Here is an 18,549-nt window from a genome sequence, read left to right as displayed (position 1 = left end):
TCCCGAGCGCTCCATGGGGTGGGTGTGCGAAAGCTCATCCGCTCGGCTGTTGCGCCGCGCGCGGATACGAAAACTTGCTGGAGAAGAGGCGCATCGGGACACAACATATTGCGCGAATTTATTTGAAGCGGAATTTCGGTTAGTTCTCTCTTACGCCTGTCGGCTTCGCCATCTGAGGCTGATATAAATAACAATACTCTACGAGATCTCGCAGATATCTTATGATACTAAAGTATATGTAAATTCTATAATAAAAACTTCAGTTTAAATCTTACATTCAACGTAAATTATTTTGAGAGAACGCGCCTGTGCTGATGGCTGCAAAAATGGACAGAATGTAAAACTTCTGCATTCCCTGATAACGACAGCATAGTTAAACATTAGTAAACTATAGCTGTAAATTGCAGAAATAATTCCCAGTTGTAAAAGCCTGGCACAAGGGCAGAAGTCTTACTTCGCCTTGAATACTCGGCTGCGTGTCTATAGTACCGGGAGGGTTTGATGGGCATAGCGTTCAAATCTGCAGGCATAACTCCAAAAAATACCAAGAGACGTACAATACTTGTTGCGGGGGGCGCGGGGTTCCTCGGCTCGCATCTTTGCGATCGGCTTCTGCAGGATGGTCATGAAGTTATCTGCGTGGATGATTTTTCAACCGGGCGGATGGACAATCTATGGCATCTGCTTCGCTACGACACGTTCAGTTTTATCCGCCATGACGTCATAGCGTCACTCGATCTGCCGGTCAGCGAGATCTACAATCTGGCCTGCCCGGCATCTCCGCCGCATTATCAGGCCGATCCGATCCACACGATGAAAACATGCGTTTTCGGCTCGCTCAATCTGCTGGAGCTAGCCACGCATCACCAGGCGCGCATCTTCCAGGCCTCGACCTCGGAGATCTATGGAGATCCCCAGGTGCATCCGCAGCCGGAGAACTATTGGGGCAACGTCAATTCCTTCGGCCCGCGCTCGTGCTACGACGAAGGCAAGCGTTCCGCCGAAACGCTTTTCCGTGACTTTCACGCCCAGCACGGCGTCGACATCAGGATTGCCCGCATCTTCAACACCTATGGGCCGCGCATGCGCCCCGACGACGGTCGCGTCGTTTCCAATTTCATCGTCCAGGCACTCAGGGGTCAGGATATTACGGTCTACGGCGATGGCTCCCAGACGCGGTCGTTCTGCTATGTCGCCGACCTGATCGATGGTTTCCTCCGCCTGATGGCCGACCAAACGGTCATCCATACACCTGTCAATCTCGGCAATCCGGCGGAATTTACCGTGCGTGATCTTGCCGAACAGGTCATCGCAATCACCGGCTCCAAGTCGAAGATCGTCCATAAGTCCCTACCGATCGACGATCCGCGTCAGCGCCGGCCCGATATCAGTGTCGCGAAACGCGAATTGGGATGGGAACCGTCGGTCGCCCTGGCGGATGGGCTGAAATCCACCATCGCCTACTTCGAACGTCAGTTGGTTCGTCCGAGCAGCGAGCTTTTCGAGGTTGCGTGATGGCCGGGCAAAAAATACTCGTCGTGGGTGGCGCCGGCTTCATCGGCAGCCACACTGCGAAACTCCTCCATCGCCAGGGCTTCGAGCCCGTCGTCTATGATAATCTTTCGACCGGCCACCGGACCTCCGTGCGCTGGGGGCCTTTCGTGGAAGGCGATATTCTCGACACGCTCCGTCTTGCCGAGACGATCGAGGGTCACAGGCCTGCGGCAATCATCCATTTCGCCGCCTCGGCCTATGTCGGCGAGTCCGTTGAAAATCCTGCGAAATACTACGCCAACAATGTCAACGGCACGCTGTCGGTTCTGGAGGCATGCCGCCGCACGCAAGCCGATAAGCTGATCTTTTCATCGAGCTGCGCGATCTACGGAATTCCCGCCCATCTGCCGATCCGCGAATGCGAGATGCCTCAGCCGATCAATCCCTACGGCAGAACCAAGCTGATTGCCGAACATATGCTTGCCGACTATTCCGCCGCTTACGGACTTTCCTATGTGGCGTTGCGCTACTTCAACGCCTCGGGCGCCGATCCGGAGCAAGAGCTCGGCGAATGGCATGATCCCGAAACGCATCTCATTCCCCGCGCATTGCTGGCAACGGCCGGCACGATCGAAACCCTGGAAGTCTATGGAGACGATTACGACACACCGGACGGCACCTGTGTGCGCGACTATATCCATGTGCTGGATCTCGCCAGAGCGCATGTCCTGGCAGTCGAATATCTGTTGGCCGGCGGCGACAATCTCGCTGTCAATCTGGGGACAGGACGCGGCACGTCGATCAAGGAGATCGTCGGCGCGATCGAGCGTGTTTGCGGGCGCAAGGTTCCTGTCGTCATGCACAGGCGGCGACCGGGCGATCCGCCTGCCCTCTATGCCGCTTCCGATCTTGCCGCCGAAAAGCTCGGCTTCCGCGCTCTGCATTCGGATATCGACACGATCATCCGGACCGCAGCTCCCTTCTTCGGGTTGGAGATGCGAGGATGACATCGATCCGGACACGAGCCGAAGCAATGAAGGACAGGGCGCTGATGACGCCGGTCCTGCAGGGCCGCCGGCGCGCGGAATATGCGGTTTGCGCCATGCTGTGGCTTGCGGCACTCGGCTATTTCTGGAGCTGGTGGCTTACGCCCGCACACCATGTCGACGTTGCAGGGTCGGTCTTGCTGACCCTGGTGCTTGCCTGGGTGACGGTCATTCCGGCCTATTTCATCGTCGTCTTCTTTCGCGCCGAAAAGCCGACGGGGCAATTGCGGCTCCCGGCGGGCAGCCGCATCGCCATGGTCGTAACCAAAGCGCCATCGGAGCCCTTTGCGGTGGTCGCCCGGACGTTGGATGCGATGCTGGCGCAGGAGGTGCCGCACGACACCTGGCTCGCAGATGAAGACCCGTCACCCTCGACGCTGGATTGGTGCCGCAAACATGGTGTCCAGGTTTCCAGCCGGAAGGGACGGGAAGACTATCATCGCCAGACATGGCCGCGGCGCACCCGCTGCAAGGAAGGCAATCTTGCCTTCTTCTACGATCAATACGGCTATGAAGGCTATGATTTCGTCGTGCAGCTCGATGCCGATCATGTGCCCGAGCAAGGCTATCTTTTCCAAATGCTTCGTCCCTTCGCTGATCCGGCAGTCGGCTATGTATCCGCGCCGAGCATTTGCGACCAGAACGCCCGTGAAAGCTGGTCGGCACGTGGCCGTCTCTATGCGGAAGCCAGCATGCACGGATCGCTTCAGGCAGGATTCAATCACGGGCTGTCGCCGCTTTGCATCGGCTCGCACTATGCCGTTCGCACCAAGGCCCTCAGGAGCATTGGCGGACTGGGCCCAGAGCTGGCGGAAGACCACTCCACCACGCTGATGATGAATGCACATGGCTGGCGTGGCATTCATGCGCTCGATGCCATTGCGCATGGCGACGGTCCACGTACTTTCGCCGACCTCATCACCCAGGAGTTTCAGTGGTCGCGCAGCCTGATGATGATCCTGCTGCAATATACGCCGAGCTTGATCAAACGGCTGCCGCTACGTCTCAAGATCCAGTTCCTGTTTTCGCAGCTGTGGTATTCTCTCTTCTCGCTCTTCATGGCGCTGATGTTCATCATGCCGACCATCGCACTTGTTAGAGGCAAGACCTTCGTCGATGTCTCCTATCCCGACTTCCTGTTGCACTTCGTGCCGCAATCCCTTCTGCTGATCCTGTTCGCTTATCGCTGGCGCAGTACGCACACGTTCAGACCGGTCGATGCCAGGATCCTGAGCTGGGAGATGACGATGTTCCTGTTTGCTCGCTGGCCGTGGGCACTCGTGGGCGCTCTGGCTGCTATTCGCGATTGGGCGACTGGATCGTTCGTGGATTTCCGTGTCACGCCGAAAGGCACATCGGAGGTCGATCCGCTGCCGTTCCGGGTCCTTGCACCCTATGCCCTTCTCTCTCTCGCCTCCGTCTTGCCGGTGCTGTCCGTCAGTGCCGAAGAGAGCAGTGGCTTTTATATCTTCGCAACGATCAATGCCGCCATCTACACTTTGCTGCTGCTGGTCATCATTGTCCAGCATGCGCGTGAAAACACGCTCCGCACGAACAAGCGCTTTTATCGGCCGGCTCTCGCCAGCGCTTTGCTTGCTCTGACTGCCCTGCCATTTGCCGGCATCATGGAGCACGGCCGTGCCGGAGTACAATCACTGATTTGGGACACCGACGGCTACGTATTGTTCGACAACCGCTTTTCGGTGGCAGGCGCAGGAATTGGCGGTCGCGGGTTGCACAGAATGGTGCTCAATCCGCACTGGCACGTGGGTGACACGAACAACTGAGGTTCATGACGGGAAGGACGCTATTGGCGGGAACGCACATGAAGATAGCTGTTATTGGAACCGGATATGTGGGCTTGGTCAGCGGCACATGCTTTGCCGAATGGGGCAATCGTGTCGTCTGTGTGGACAAGAATGCCGATAAGATCGCTGCTCTCCGTCAGGGCAGGATGCCGATCTACGAACCGGATCTCGACGAGCTCGTGGAACGAAACTATGCCGCGGGACGACTGGACTTTAGCTGCGACATCGCAAAGGCAGTCGAAGGCGCAGCTATCGTCTTCATCGCGCTCGCCGCTCTGCCGCAGCCAGGACAAGCTGACGCCGACCTTTCCTTCATTTACCACGCAGCGCGCGAGCTTGCCGCGCTTATCTCGGCGGACAGCATTGTGGTGATAAGATCGACGGTGCCGGTCGGAACCGGCGACGCCGTGCACAGGATCATCGGCTCGGCCCGAACGCAGGGCACCTTCGCCGTCGCCTCCAATCCCGAATTCCTGCGCGAAGGCGTTGCGGTGCGCGATTTTCTCGCTCCGGACCGTATCGTCCTGGGCGTGGAGGAAGAGTGGGCCTGCAAACGGCTTGTCGAGCTCTATGATGTCCCGATCGAGCGCCAGAATACGCCCGTCATCATCACCATGCGTCGGACGGCTGAGCTGATCAAGCATGCAGCCAATGCCTTTCTCGCGACGAAGATCACCTTCATCAATGAGCTTGCCGATCTTTGCGAGGAGATGGGCAGCGATGTCGGAGAGTTGGCTCTCGGCATGGGACTCGACAAGCGTATCGGGGCGAGCCTCCTTGCCGCCGGCCCCGGCTATGGCGGCTCATGCTTCCCCAAAAGCGCGCTTGCACTGTTGCAGACGGCGCAGGACCATGGCGTGGCGCTGCGTATCGTCGAGGAAACCCTTGCCGTCAACGAGATGCGCAAGCGGCGCATGGCACGTAAGGTCACCAAGGCACTCGGCGGCGATATTGACGGCCTGACCATTGCCGTTCTCGGCCTGACCTTCAGGCCCGATACCGACGACATGCGCGATGCGCCCGCCGTGCCGCTCATCGAAACCCTGCAGCGCCTGGGTGCACGCATCCAGGCATATGACCCCGTCGGCATTGAGAATGCAGCGAAGGTCCTCAGCAGCGTCGACTTCTGCGAAGATCCTTACGAATGCGCAAGAAATGCGGATGCCGTCGTCGTCATGACGGAATGGGACGCCATCCGAAAGATTGACCTGGCCCAGCTCAAGCAGAACCTGCGCCAGCCTGTTCTCATAGACCTGCGAAATGCGCTGGATACGGAAGCCGCCCGTCGGATTGGCTTTCACGTCTGCGCCGTAGGTAAGTCGGCAAGCACACATAGCAGCCTGCGTGACATTGCCAAGCGACGAAACCGGCAGCGAGCCGTGAAGGCTGCAACCCCAAAGCTCGTTCCAATCCACGATACGGGAGAAACAATATGAAGCCATCAAGGAAGAAAACCTCCCTGGTCCCTGCAGCATCGCTGGCATGTGCGATCGTGCTTGGACTTGCAGCGGGGAGCAATGCGGCCGTAGCCGCGACGACCACCAAGGTGCCGGATGGAGCAAGGCCCATGACGGCAGCTGAACTTTACATGCTCTATCACGACAAGAGCTGGCGCTGGCCCGATGGCGCAGGCCGAATGCAGAATACCGACCGTCGGTTTTCGGCTTGGGTCGACGGAACCGGTGGACAATCCTGGGCCGAAGGCCGCTGGGCTGTGACAGACACCGGCCGTCTGTGTCTCGAGGCAACCTGGCACGCCGCAAACGGCCAGTTTCCCGCCAAGACATGCTTCATCCATCGCATTCTCGATGGAACGATCTATCAGAAACGCGAGACTGGCGGAGCATGGTTCGTGTTTCGCCATCCCGTCACCAAGAAAACCGACGAGGCGACAAACTTGATCGCCGATGATCTGGTCTCACAACGACTGGAGGCCTTGAAGACCTCTTTGACCGTCCGCAAGACCGAATAGAGGAAGGAGGCAATGCTATGAAAACCTTATCAAAACTAACGACGGCCTTGCTTGCGGCTGGCGCCCTGTGCGGGGGCGTATACGCTGCCAGCAACGGCCTGGATGCAAGGGCCGAGACCCGGCCGCTCTTCAACGACAAGAGGCCGATCATCACACCCCAGTCGCTGCCGGGGGGCGCCTATGATCCCAACGGGGACTTTTCCAATGACCCCAGTCCGAAGATCGAGCACCTCTTCCTGCCTTGGGAAGACGTCGATCTGTCGACGCTGGGCACGGCAGACGATTATGCCCGCAAGCGCGGGCGCTCGCTGCTGATCACCGTCGAGCCCTGGTCATGGGCCCGCGACTGGCGGGTCACGCCAACCGATCTTCTCAATGGAATTCTGGCGGGCCGCTACGATTCCAACATGACGGCGATCTGCTCCGCAGCCGCAAAGCTCAATGCACCCGTCACCATTCGCTGGGCTCAGGAAATGGATGAGAAGAACGGGCAGTTCACCTGGGCCTACTGGAATGCGGAGGAGTATGTGAAAGCCTACAGGCACGCCGTCACCGTCTGCCGCAAGAGCCTTCCCACGGCAAAGTACATGTGGTCGCCGATGGGCAAGGACGGGCTTGAAGCCTACTATCCCGGCGATTCATTCGTCGACGTCGTCGGGCTGTCGGTCTTCGGTTACCAGCCGTTCGATCAGCGCAAGCTCGGACGGGATTCGACCTTTGTGGAGGCGACCAAACCCGGCTACGACCGCGTGAAACGCTTCAAGAAACCCATCGTGATCGCGGAATTGGGCTATCAGGGAAATGAGGGCTACGTTCACGCGTGGGCCGAGGAAGCCAACAAGCCGCATTCCGAATTCCCCGACCTGCAAGCGGTTGTCTACTTCAACGACCGTGAAGTCTACCCCTGGCCGGATGGTCTGGGCAGGCCGGATTGGCGCGTTGCCACGCCGCCCCTCTTGAATTGACCGCGATGCTGAAAGGTTGAGGAGAAACACATGTCTTTGTTCCGTTTCATCATCCTGAATGCCATGTTCGCGATGCTGCTGGTCGGCACCGCGAACGCGGCGACACAGCATCAAATCGATCGAATGACGGCGCGTGCGGCACATCACGCCATGCCGATGACCGCCAAGGAACTGAAAAAGCTCTACGCGGGACGCTCCTGGATATGGAAGGACGGGGCCGGCTTCTTCTCGCGTCATCACCGTCGATTTACGGCCTGGTCGCATACGGGCGCTCAAAAATCCTACGCAAGGGGCATCTGGTATGCGACCGATCGCGGGCGGCTCTGCATGAGCGCCGTCTGGTACAGCAAGAAAAGTGCCGCACCCAACGTGTCCTGCTTCCTGCATCGCAAGAAGGCTGGGATCATCTATCAGAAACGAGCATCAGGCGGAAAATGGTATGTGTTCCGTCATAATCCGATCAAACATGATGACGAAGTTCTGAAACTGCGGCCGGGCGACTATGTTCGCAGACATCTGCCCGGTTGAAGTCGAATACTCACATAGGGGCTTTCATTTGGATAGCGGACGGCATGCGTCTCACCTGTTCCGTCGAACCGCCATCCGGGAAATGCCCCTATTCTTTGCCGCACGCACTGCGCGACATCGGCCGGCTCAACTCAAAATGCGCTGCGATTGTAGCAATGCGACGTTCTTCCAAATCCACTTGGTGTGCAGATATAGGGAGAGCCCTTGAAGTAATCCTCGGCGGAAACCGAAGTCGTCTTGGAGAGAGAGCTTCCGCTATAGAAGACGACATTGTTCTTTTGATACTTCTTCATGTACAACTGAACAGTCTTATTCTTTATGTGCGCATTTTCGGCAGCATTTGCAGTTTCATGCATGACCACCGAAGATGCAATCGCAAGTATTATCGATAAAGAGACACCGGCTTTTCGATTACCAGCGGATAGATTGCAAGAATTCTTCCAAAAACCCATAAGTTTACTCTCCTTGGCAAGTTTCCTTCGTGTATTTCAGCGGAAAATATTTAAGCAACTTCTATAAATATCTTGAAAATATTAATGAAATCTGCTTAATTTCCCCTTACAGCCTTCGGGCGGGGGACCTGCAACAATGCTGCCTGCGATAGTGTTAACTTGGCGCGACATTCGGTTAATGCACAGAGCCTTGGCTCAGACATCCACAGACTTCTTTGGTTTGCCAGCCAAGGCGCACCGCGGGGCAGAATTATTTGCTCAAGACATGAAACGATCTCTCTCTTTACGTCCGTCCGCCAACCGGCGGACGCCCGGATGGACTGAAATTCAGGCTGTTTTGCGACGATTGGGAAAGATCGTAGCCGGACAGGGCCCGTACTATGCGCGCGCGGCCTGTTTTGGACGCCCATTACTCGCCCCCATGGGCGCATGCCCCCTTCATCCGCCTGCGGCAAGGATACCGCGGCGACCACCAGCCGATTTGGCGCGTTTTGTCGAAAGGCCACCACGATGATGTGGAACAAGACCGAGATTGCCGCCGGACAGCCGGCTTTTGTGGAAAGGCGCCGGTGGCCCCGCATTTCCGAAGCTCCAATTTGCGGCAAGACCACAGATCTGCCAGAGCTCGCGTCGCTGCCGTTTTCCACATCCAATGAGGCTCCCGGCCAGCAATTCCCGGCCTGGCAGAAGCATATGGCGCCGCTGATAGACGCTTATCTTCCCGAAAGCGGCCAGGCTGGGGCTGGCTTCGCAGCAACTCAAACCGTCTGGAATCTCGAAGGGGCGCTTCTCATCCAGCAACAAACGCCAGCTTTCAGCTATGAACGCTCACCGGAGAAAGTACGCTTCAGCGTCATAGATCATTGGCAGATCACCTTCCTGCGCACAGGCAAGACATGGACCAGCGTTAATGGGCATGTGGTCGAAAACGAGCCCGGCATGATGGAAATCCGGGCACTTGGCTGCCCGTTTTACGGCCGTACCATAAGCGCGCAATCCGTCGCTCTCATTCTACCTTGCGATTTGTTCGCCGATCACGGCGGACTGCCTGGAGCAAGCAACAACATCGTCCTGGGGGGCGCGCGCGTCAAGCTGCTGGCGGACTACATCGCTTTTCTGGAAGCGAACCTCAATCGTTTGGCAAGGGATGATCTACACAGTGTACGCAACCAGCTGCAAGAGATGATATTTCATAGCGTCACGCCGCTGGTGAATGGCCATGCGACCGGCGATCGCAGCTCCGAGATCGGACTGATGACGAGAGCTCGTCGCTTTATCCAGAGCAATCTCGGATCAGCGGAGCTGACTCCGGAAGCGTTGAGCCGTGAACTGGCAATTTCCCGAACCAGGCTGTACGAATTGTTCCAGGCATCGGGTGGCGTGTTGAACTACGTACGCAGAAAACGACTTCTTGCCGCACGCGCAGCACTTGCCGACCTGAGCAATGGTCAGAAAATTGCAGATATTGCCAGCAATCTCGGCTTCGAATCGGCAGCTAACTTCAGCCGGGCCTTCACACATGAATTCGGCTACAGCCCAAGCGAGGTCCGCAGACATACCGGAGAATGCAAAGTAGAGCATATTCCGCGGGCTTCGAAGACATCCAGCTTCAGCGACTGGCTTAATACGCTCGGCATTTGACGGGTACAAACAATGCGGCGGCAGGGCAATTCCGATACAGTTCAGAGACTGCTGAAGATATATCTCATGGGTAATACATGCGGATAAAGACATGCATGTAGTTCTTCAATATTCAGATGTGATGCCATCTAAAGTCACCGACATCACCACCTTTTAATCCGGCTGCGGTGAAGACGTTGTTTCTCCCTCAGAAATCTCGCACGCCAGCAGGAGTGGCTTGCCGAGAGCCGGGGCATCCTGCTTGCTCAACAAAACAGCAACCGCCGCTGCTGCTATTTCCCGAATCGGCTGCTTTACGGTGGTCAGGCGTGGTGTCGTCATGCTTGCGAGCGGAATACCATCAAAGCCAACGATGGAAAGGGCAGCCGGGATTGGGATCCCCAAATCATGTGCTGCACGCATGCAGCCGATCGCCTGCTGATCGGAACTTGCGAATATGGCAGTTGGACGCTCGTGGCGGGCACGCGCGAGAAGATAGTTTCCGGCAGATCGTCCGCTTTCATAATCGAACGCCGCTTCTGCGATCAGCGGCGGCGCTGAATTCTGCCTGCCGTCGCCGACCAGCTCCATTGCATCCAGATAACCCTTGAGTCGATCGTTGGCAGGAACGGAGTCCTTGGGACCCGAAATGAAACCGATGCGACGATGGCCAAGCTTCACGAGATGCTCGACACCGAGACACACGCCGCTGCGATGATCGGCAGCGATGCCGGAATATCCCGGCAGGAGGCGGTCGACGATGACGATTGGCAGGCCCTTCGGCAGCTTGAGCGCATGGAAATCGTTGCTCGGAACAAGGATGATGCCATCCACCTTCCGACTTGTCAGTTGACCGATCCGATCCGCCTCCTTGGCCGCATGGTCGAAAGAGGTCATGACGATGATGTTATAGCCATGTCTCGCCGCCGCTTGTTCCGCGGATTGGACGAGTTCCGAGAAGAAGGGATTGGTGAGATCGGGAATGATGATGCCGATGAGACGGCTGACCTTGCTGCGCATGCTTCTGGCAGAAGGATCGGGCGTATAACCGAGCTCTTCGATGATGCTTCTGACCCGCCCCCTCAGTTCATCCGTCACGGAAGGGTGGTCATTCAAAACCCTTGAGACGGTCCCGGTGGAAACCCCCGCCAGCTTGGCAACGTCTCGAATTCCAACCTTCGGCATAACGGAACCAATATCCCTTCATTTCACCTTCCGAGACACCCTAGAGGCGCCTGATCTAGGCTCAGCTAATGGTCTCTCCCGCCTTAGTCAAAGAGCTTCATGCCAAGCTGATCCTTCATGACGAGAGCAACGCCGCCCCTGATGGAAACGGTTCATCATACCTATCTTCCGGAACTGGTAAAGTTACAATTTTCGCTGCTTTTCAGCGCAAACTCGGCGCCTTGACAATTCTTGATGACATGCTACCCAATATACGTGGAAACGGTTCATTGTCGCAGACAACTCAGGTGGAGCTGAGCCCAGGACCGTTCGGGAGGAAAGAAATGACCAATTCTACAAAGCGTGAATCCGTCTTGATCAACGCGAAGCGGCGTGCGGCAATCAAGCTGGGGCTTGCCGGCACCCTCGTGCTCGCGCTGTCCTGCGGCGTGTCGCCGGCCTTTGCCGCGAGCAAGCCGAAGGTCGGGCTGATCATGAAGTCTCTGTCGAATGAGTTCTTCAAACAGATGAAGGCCGGCGCCGACAAGTATGCGGCCGAAAACAAGGACAAGTTCGACTTCAAGGCCGTCGGCATGAAGGACGAGCGTGATTTTGCCTCGCAGGTCGACGCCGTCGAGAATTTCGTGACGCAAAAATACGACATCATCGTCGTCGCACCGGCCGATTCCAAGGCCATGGCCACGCCGCTTGCCAAGGCGGTAAAGGCTGGCGTAAAGGTCATCAACATCGACGTGCCGCTCGATGCCGACGCCAAGAAGGCCGCCGGTATCGATCTCGCCTTCTTCGGTCCTGACAACACGGCCGGCGCCAAGCTTGCCGGCGATGCGCTCGCCAAGGATCTGGGTCCCGGCGCAAAGGTCGTGATCCTGGAAGGCAATCCCGAGGCCGACAACGCCAAGGAGCGCAAGGCGGGCTTCATGGACTCCATCAAGAACGGCAAGCTGGAGCTTCTCGACAGCAAAACCGCGCATTGGGAAACCGAAGAAGCCAACACCGTCATGACGAACTTCCTGACCAAGTACAAGGATATTCAGGGCGTCATGGCCGCCAACGACTCCATGGCGCTCGGCGTGGTCAAGGCTCTCGATGCCTCAGGCCAGGCAGGCAAGATCAAGGTTGTCGGCTTCGACAATATTCCGTCCGTCAAGCCATTGCTCAAGGATGGCAAGATGCTGGCAACCGTCGAACAGTACGGCGCGGAAATGGCGGCCATGGGCATCAAGTACGGCCTTCGCGAATATGCCGGCGAGAAATTCACCGGCTGGGTCAAGACGGACGTGACGCTCGTCACCGCTAAGGACCTCAAATAGTCGATAAACCCGCGCTGCGGGCAAAGGATGCGTCGGCATTTGCCGGCGCATCCGCTTTTCGATCGATCTTCTGGTCGGCATTCAGCGTGAGGCGTTAGACCCAGCGGAAGGCGACGCAAGGAAGATCATCATCTCCAATTCAAAATGGAAACGCTGATGAGGTGGACGTGCCAGAGACTTTAGATGACGCCATCCTGAAGCTGGAAGGAATAGGCAAACGCTTCCCGGGCGTCGTGGCTCTGAAGGATGTCTCCATAGAGATCGGCCGCGGCAAGGGTCACATTCTGCTCGGCGAAAATGGCGCCGGCAAATCGACGCTGATCAATCTGCTTGGCGGCGTCTTCAAGCCTGATGATGGCCGCATCCTGTTTGACGGCAAAGCCTATCATCCATCCTCTCCGCTCGAGGCGTTCAAGGCGGGCATCCGCGTCATTCACCAGGAACTGCACCCACTTTCCAATCTCACCGTCGCCGAAAACCTGCTTTTTGAGCATCTGCCGCGCCGATACGGCCTCGTGAACTACAAGCAAATGAACACCAGAGCGGCGGAACTACTAGCCGAGGTCGGCCTCCACGTGGCGCCGACGACGCTTGCCAGCAGCTTGAGCGTCGCCCAGCTTCAACTGCTAGAGATCGCCAAGGCGCTATCCAACGAAAGCAAGCTTCTGGTCCTCGATGAACCGACGGCGACTTTGACCTCTAAGGAGGTTGATCGCCTCTTTGAGATTCTGAAGCGGCTGAAGGCGCGGGGCGTCACCACGCTTTACATATCGCACAGGCTCGAAGAGATCTTCGAAGTGGGCGATGACGTGACCATCCTGCGCGACGGGCAGCATATAATTACGCGGCCGCTCGAAGGGCTCGGAATTCCGAAAATCGTCGAACTCATGGTCGGGCGCGAACTTGCGCAGCACGACGCCTTCCGTGGCGACAGCACCATCTCCGGCGAGGCGCTTGGTGTCTCCGGCCTCAAAGTGACGAGCCACAGCCCGGAGCTGTCATTTTCCGTCGCCAAGGGAGAGATCGTCGGCATTGCCGGCCTTGTGGGCAGCGGCCGCACCGAGGCTGTTCGGGCCATATTCGGCGCCGATGCCAAGGCTACAGGCGAAATCCGCATAGATGGCGAACCGATCGAGATTGCTTCGCCCAAGGATGCGGTTACCGCCGGGCTGTGTCTGGCGACCGAAGACCGCAAGATTCAAGGTCTCATGCTCGATATGAGCTGTGCGCAAAACACCACCATCACCAATCTCGCCAAGGTCTCCCGCAACGGATTGATCTTACGCCAGGCGGAGGACGATTCCTCGCAGCGCCTCGTGCGTGAATTGCGGATAAAGACACCATCCATCCATCAGGCTGTCAGGACATTTTCGGGCGGCAATCAGCAGAAAGTTGTCATTGCCAAATGGCTGTTTCGCGGCCCAAAGGTGCTGATCTTCGACGAGCCGACCCGCGGCATCGACGTCGGCGCCAAGGCGGAAATCTACGAGCTTCTGTGGAAGTTCGCCGCCGAGGGAAAAGGCGTTCTGGTCGTGTCTTCGGACCTGCCGGAACTCATGAGCATTTGCCATCGCATCATCGTCTTCTCGGACGGCAAAATAGCCGGGGAAATAGCCCGGGAGCAATTTGACGAGAGCAGGATTCTCTCACTCGCTTACAAGGAGTACAGTCGTGTCCGGCAACATTGAAAAGACGACCGAGGCGAAAGAGGCCCGCGTCTGGGACAAGCTCATCCGGATCTCGATGAAAGAGGCCGGCGTCACCATCGCCCTCGTGCTGATTTTGATCTTCTTCTCGCTGACGGCGCCCTATTTCGCGACGCCCGAGAACTTCCTGAAGATCTTCGTGCAGATCGCCATCAACACGGTGCTTGCAGCCGGCATGACCTTCGTCATCCTCACGGGCGGCATCGATCTTTCCGTCGGATCGCTGCTGGCGCTTTGCACCGTCATCGGCGCGACGATTATGATCGACCCGCGGTTTTCTCCGTGGCAGGCAATCGTTCTTGCTTCGCTTGCCTCGATGGGCGCCGGCGCGCTCCTGGGTGCCATCAACGGATGGATCTGCGAGAAATGGAAGCTTCCATCCTTCATCGTCACGCTCGGCATGCTCAACGTCGCAAGCGGCCTTGCCCGCGTCGTCAGCGACAACTCCACCATCACCGGCCTGCCGCAGCCCTTCGTCGATTTTGGCAATCTGATCTTCTGGGGCGTCCTTCCATCGATCTTCCTGATCGCAATCGTCGTCGTCCTCATCGGCTGGTTCGTGCTGCGCTACACGGTGTTCGGACGTTTCGTCTTCGCAATCGGGACGAATGAAGAGGCCGTCCGCCTATCGGGCCATGAGCCGAAGCGATACAAGATCGCGGTCTTCACTATTTCCGGACTGACTGCCGGCATTGCCGCCATGGTCTACCTGCTCCGCCTCAATGTCGGCAGCCCGGTTGCCGGCATCGGCTATGAATTGAATGCGATCGCGGCCGTCATCATCGGCGGAACCAGCCTTTCAGGCGGCAAGGGATCGATCATCGGGACGTTGGTCGGCGCCTGCATTCTGCAGGTGCTGTCCACCGGGCTGCAGCTCTTGGGCGCCGACGACAACATCAAGCCGATCGTTATCGGCGCCGTCATCGTGCTCGCCGTCATTCTCGATAGCTATCGCGGCCGGCTGATGCGGATATTGGAGAGCCGCTAACGAGACGGCTCTCCGGAGCAAGGCAGCAGTCCATCAAAACTGAACTTCGCCGTCAGCTACGCTGCAGCTTCCAGGTCCGGATTTCGAACGGCATGATGTCGGCGGGTCCGGCGCGTTCGATCGGCTCCTCCAGGATGTTCAGCGGACCGGAGGCCTGCCATCCCGACGGCAGGGTCAGCGATAAGCGGCCGCGCCGGCCGGCCGGTTCGTAAAGCCGCAGCACAAGGCCTTCCCCTTCCTCGGCCGGCTTCAGGCTGGAGAAGGCGACCGGTATGCCTTCGATGCCAAGCGGCGACAAAGTGCCGGCCGCAAGACCGCTTGCCTCTATGCTGACCAGCGGCTGATTGAGATCGATCGCCTCCGGCAGAACGCCGCCTTCATACCAGGCGCCCTCGTGCGGCATCAGCGCATAGGTGAAGCTCTGCTCGCCTTCATCGGCAAGCGGATCTGGATAGATCGGCGAGCGCACGAGGCTCATGCCGATGACATTGCCGCGGGCGCTGTGGCCGTATTTGGCGTTGTTGAGCAGAGCGACGCCGAAGCCGGGTTCGCTCAGATCGACAAAGCGGTGCGCCGCCGCCTCGAACATCGCCTGCTCCCAGGAGGTATTGGTATGCGTTTGCCGCGCGACGATACCGAAGGCGCATTCGAAAGTCGCGGTGCGCGACCGCACGGCAACCGGGTTCAGGGTTCTGAGCAAGGTGCGCCGGTCGTGCCAGTCGATGGTCGTTTCGATATCCAGCCTGCGGGCATTGGCGGTCAGAACATAGAGCTGGGTCACGGTCGAGTGGCGATATCGATAGCCAACTTGGATTGCGGCGCGATGCGGCCCCTCCTCGACCAGGCTGATGCTCTCCGGCTGATTGAGCCGAATACCTTTCTCGGCATAATCGGCATCCACGTCCCAGGCATCCCAGTTGCGCGGCTTGTCTGCGGGATAGACCCAGAGCTGGTTGGCACTTCCTTCAATCGCTTCTCGTCCCGTCGCCTTGTGAATAAGGCTCGATACAGCGCCATCCTTGCCGATGGTAACGGACAGATGCTCGTTCTCGAGATGATGGGTATCGGCTTTCAGATCACCGGCGGGCTTCAGGGCTTTGCGATCGAAGACCGTGACGGAAAGAGGTGCGACAGGATCGGCAGACGCCAGGACCGTTCCATCAGACAGCGTGGCGGTAAGCGGGCGCGGCGAAAGCGACGGGTTGACGACAACAAGCGCATCCGTAACGACGCCCGCCGGAAGATGGGCCGATAGCGTCTTCAGAGCGTTTGCCTGCTCCACCTTGGCATTGCCGATCACGCCGTCAAGTTCCCGCTCGGCGTCGGCATAGACCTCGCGGATACTCGATCCCGGCAGGATATCGTGAAACTCATTCTTCAGGACGACACGCCAATCCGCCTCGAGGCTTTGAGGTTTGGCAGCGCCGAGCATATGAGCAAGCGAAGCAAGCGTCTCCGCCGTTATCAGCGCGCGTTCGGCCTGGCGGTGCTTGCGCTTAACGCCGCTCTGCGTGGTCAGCGTTGCGCGATGCAATTCCAAATAGATTTCCCCGTCCCAGACCGGAAGCTCCTTTTCCTTAGCGGTGCGGTGCGCCTTTTCGTAAAAGCCTTTTACGGTACCCCAGCGCGCCTTCGGGATAGCCGGAAAGTCGCGTAATTGCACTTCGCGCTCTACCATTTCCGGCGTGACGCCGCCGCCGCCATCGCCATAGCCGACGGCCAGCAGCGAGGTGTCATGCTGCGTCTTGCCACGGAAATTCTTCCATGTCGGCACGAAGCAATCCGGCTGTACGAAACCGTTATAACCTTGCATGGGATTATCGAATGTATGAGTGAGAACCTTGCTGCCGTCGAGCCCCTTCCACCAGAAGAGGTCTGACGGAATGTGATTGCTTTCGCTCCAGTTCACCTTGATCGTGAAGAAGCTGTCAATGCCTCCAAGCCGCAGGATCTGTGGCAGGGCGCCGGAAAAGCCGAAGCAATCGGGCAGCCAGCAGACGCTATGACGCAGGCCGAAATGCTTTTCGAAATAGCGCTGGCCATAGAGAACCTGACGCACGAGGCTCTCGCCCGTCGGCATGTTGGTGTCGGGCTCGACCCACATGCCGCCGACGGTTTCCCACTTGCCTTCGGCAACCTTCTTCTTGATCCGCTCGAGCAGTTCCGGATCGTCTTCCTCAATCTGCGCATAGTATTGGGCGGTCGATTGGTTGAAGCGGAAATCGTCGGAGCGTTCCATCAGCGAAAGCGCGGTGTTGAAGGTGCGGCGCATCTTACGGCGCGTCTCGCCATATGGCCAAAGCCAGGCCAGGTCGATATGGGCATGACCGGTCAGCAGCAGTTCGCCATTTTGCGGGAAGCGGGTCTGAAGCTCTTTCAGCTGAGCCAATAGGCGATCATAAGCAGCAGCTGCCGAAGCACTCTGCGCTTCGCTGAGACCGGCCGGATTGTCCTGAAGTTCCGGCAGTTCCCAGATCTTCTGCTGCATCGCCGCACCAGCCGTGCGCGAGATATAGGCTGATGTGTCCGATGGCCAATCGAGGCTGCGCAGCGCCCGTTCGGCCGCATCGATCAAATGTGGCACAACTTCGTGGTCGTCGAGAATATCGGCAGCCTCGCCGATCTGCTGCAATAGGAGATGCAGCCGGTGGACGGGCTCATCCAGCCAGATCAAGCGCGCCCTGTTCAGCTTCGGCGCCCTATTCGGCTCCCCGAAGGGAAAACGCGCGACGCTCTCGGTCGCGATCTGGAAGTCGCGGCCCTTAATCGGAAACTCCTGGTGATAGGGGTCGAGGCCGAAGGTCTCGGCTTCGCCATCAGGATAACGCAGTGTCAGCAGGCTCTCGCCGCCAAGGTCGAGCTGCAGGCGGATTTGCTCGAGCGGCCAGTCCTGCGGCGCCGTTGCTTTGGCAGCGAAGCGAACCGTCCCATTGCGATGCGGCCAATCCTGATGATGCGCTATTGGCTCTCCATCGAAGGTCCAGCCGTCGATCGCGAGACTTTGCCTGTCGCGCCAATGCGCAAGCTCCGTAGTGCGGACTTTCAGGCGATCAAGGCGTTGGGCAATAGTGAGAGACATGGCGGGTCCTATCGGAAAATCGGCAACTGACGGCGGAGGAGAGAACATATCAGCGCAAGTTGGTCGCCGGCCCCGCGCCCCTCTCCTCCCAGCGGATCGCATAGCCCAGATTTAGATTAAGTAACTTTGTTTTGGCGTCAAGGCGTACAGAAATAAGTTGCGAGAGTTTTTGTGTCGCTGCCCCGATCAATCTTCCCCAACAGCACGCTGTCATCGGAAGGCGGCCAGCTGCCCGGCTGGCTCATCGAACCATCGCCGTCCTGTTCGTCGATTTTCAAAATGGCCAGTTGAGCGACGTGGCTTGATCGCGGCAGCAAGCGAATGCCTGGGCGGAGTTATCTTCCTGATGGCTTCGCCCGGCTACCGCTGATCCTCAATCAGACATCCAGCAGGATT

Annotated in this window: 14 protein-coding genes; 11 read left to right on the top strand and 3 right to left on the bottom strand. The window is 58.0% G+C overall.

The features are described from left to right. Positions 1–501 precede the first annotated feature (501 nt). The 7 genes from AC13RM_RS00845 to AC13RM_RS00815 are packed head-to-tail and all read left to right on the top strand — an operon-like array spanning position 502 to position 7,813. Positions 502–1,515, top strand: coding sequence for a UDP-glucuronic acid decarboxylase family protein (locus tag AC13RM_RS00845; RefSeq protein WP_374816788.1), 1,014 nt, complete (start codon positions 502–504; stop codon positions 1,513–1,515). Next, entirely contained in the window at positions 1,515–2,501 is a 987-nt protein-coding gene (gene galE / locus AC13RM_RS00840) for a UDP-glucose 4-epimerase GalE (RefSeq protein ID WP_374816789.1), read from the top strand. The genes AC13RM_RS00845 and galE overlap by 1 nt, the downstream gene beginning before the upstream one ends. Next, the gene (locus tag AC13RM_RS00835; protein WP_440480159.1) at positions 2,498–4,327 is read left to right on the top strand and encodes a glycosyltransferase family 2 protein; all 1,830 of its coding nucleotides are present in this window, start codon (positions 2,498–2,500) and stop codon (positions 4,325–4,327) included. Before galE ends, AC13RM_RS00835 begins: the two co-directional genes overlap by 4 nt. Positions 4,328–4,365: 38 nt before the next feature. Continuing rightward, positions 4,366–5,784 carry a UDP-glucose dehydrogenase family protein gene (locus AC13RM_RS00830; RefSeq protein WP_440480160.1) on the top strand — a complete coding sequence of 473 codons (1,419 nt, stop codon included), beginning with the start codon at positions 4,366–4,368 and terminating at the stop codon, positions 5,782–5,784. Further along, complete coding sequence (locus AC13RM_RS00825; protein WP_285176603.1) at positions 5,781–6,320, top strand: DUF995 domain-containing protein; 540 nt, start codon at positions 5,781–5,783, stop codon at positions 6,318–6,320. The genes AC13RM_RS00830 and AC13RM_RS00825 overlap by 4 nt, the downstream gene beginning before the upstream one ends. Positions 6,321–6,337: 17 nt before the next feature. Continuing rightward, a complete protein-coding gene (locus AC13RM_RS00820; protein WP_285207724.1) occupies positions 6,338–7,285 on the top strand; it encodes a glycoside hydrolase family 26 protein in 948 nt (315 codons plus the stop codon). Positions 7,286–7,315: 30 nt separating this feature from the next. Next, positions 7,316–7,813 (top strand): DUF995 domain-containing protein, encoded by a 498-nt coding sequence (locus tag AC13RM_RS00815; protein ID WP_488554432.1) that lies wholly within the window; start codon positions 7,316–7,318, stop codon positions 7,811–7,813. Between the two features lie 131 nt (positions 7,814–7,944). Here AC13RM_RS00815 and AC13RM_RS00810 read toward each other — a convergent pair whose 3' ends face one another. Beyond that, positions 7,945–8,265, bottom strand: a complete 321-nt coding sequence (locus AC13RM_RS00810; RefSeq protein WP_440480162.1) for a hypothetical protein — start codon at positions 8,263–8,265, stop codon at positions 7,945–7,947. A 510-nt stretch (positions 8,266–8,775) separates the two neighbouring features. On the opposite strand from AC13RM_RS00810, the gene AC13RM_RS00805 reads away from it, so the two are divergent. Then, a complete protein-coding gene (locus AC13RM_RS00805; protein WP_440480163.1) occupies positions 8,776–9,906 on the top strand; it encodes a helix-turn-helix domain-containing protein in 1,131 nt (376 codons plus the stop codon). A 153-nt stretch (positions 9,907–10,059) separates the two neighbouring features. On the opposite strand, the gene AC13RM_RS00800 is transcribed toward AC13RM_RS00805, so the two are convergent. Beyond that, on the bottom strand, positions 10,060–11,070 hold the full coding sequence (locus AC13RM_RS00800) for a LacI family DNA-binding transcriptional regulator (protein WP_440480164.1): 1,011 nt from the start codon (positions 11,068–11,070) through the stop codon (positions 10,060–10,062). A gap of 323 nt (positions 11,071–11,393) precedes the next feature. On the opposite strand from AC13RM_RS00800, the gene AC13RM_RS00795 reads away from it, so the two are divergent. The 3 genes from AC13RM_RS00795 (at position 11,394) to AC13RM_RS00785 (ending at position 15,074) form a co-directional block, all read left to right on the top strand. Beyond that, on the top strand, positions 11,394–12,380 hold the full coding sequence (locus AC13RM_RS00795) for a sugar ABC transporter substrate-binding protein (protein WP_440480165.1): 987 nt from the start codon (positions 11,394–11,396) through the stop codon (positions 12,378–12,380). 161 nt (positions 12,381–12,541) lie between these two features. After that, positions 12,542–14,068 carry a sugar ABC transporter ATP-binding protein gene (locus AC13RM_RS00790; RefSeq protein ID WP_488554431.1) on the top strand — a complete coding sequence of 509 codons (1,527 nt, stop codon included), beginning with the start codon at positions 12,542–12,544 and terminating at the stop codon, positions 14,066–14,068. Then, entirely contained in the window at positions 14,052–15,074 is a 1,023-nt protein-coding gene (locus tag AC13RM_RS00785) for an ABC transporter permease (RefSeq protein WP_440480167.1), read from the top strand. The genes AC13RM_RS00790 and AC13RM_RS00785 overlap by 17 nt, the downstream gene beginning before the upstream one ends. A gap of 52 nt (positions 15,075–15,126) precedes the next feature. Here AC13RM_RS00785 and AC13RM_RS00780 read toward each other — a convergent pair whose 3' ends face one another. Further along, positions 15,127–18,153, bottom strand: coding sequence for an alpha-mannosidase (locus AC13RM_RS00780; protein ID WP_488554430.1), 3,027 nt, complete (start codon positions 18,151–18,153; stop codon positions 15,127–15,129). Between the last annotated feature and the right edge of the window lie 396 nt (positions 18,154–18,549).

This window comes from Martinezella sp. CNPSo 3732 (assembly GCF_057784515.1).
The sequence above is the reverse complement of the archived record's forward strand: the minus strand, read 5'-3'. Positions and strand labels throughout refer to the sequence as shown.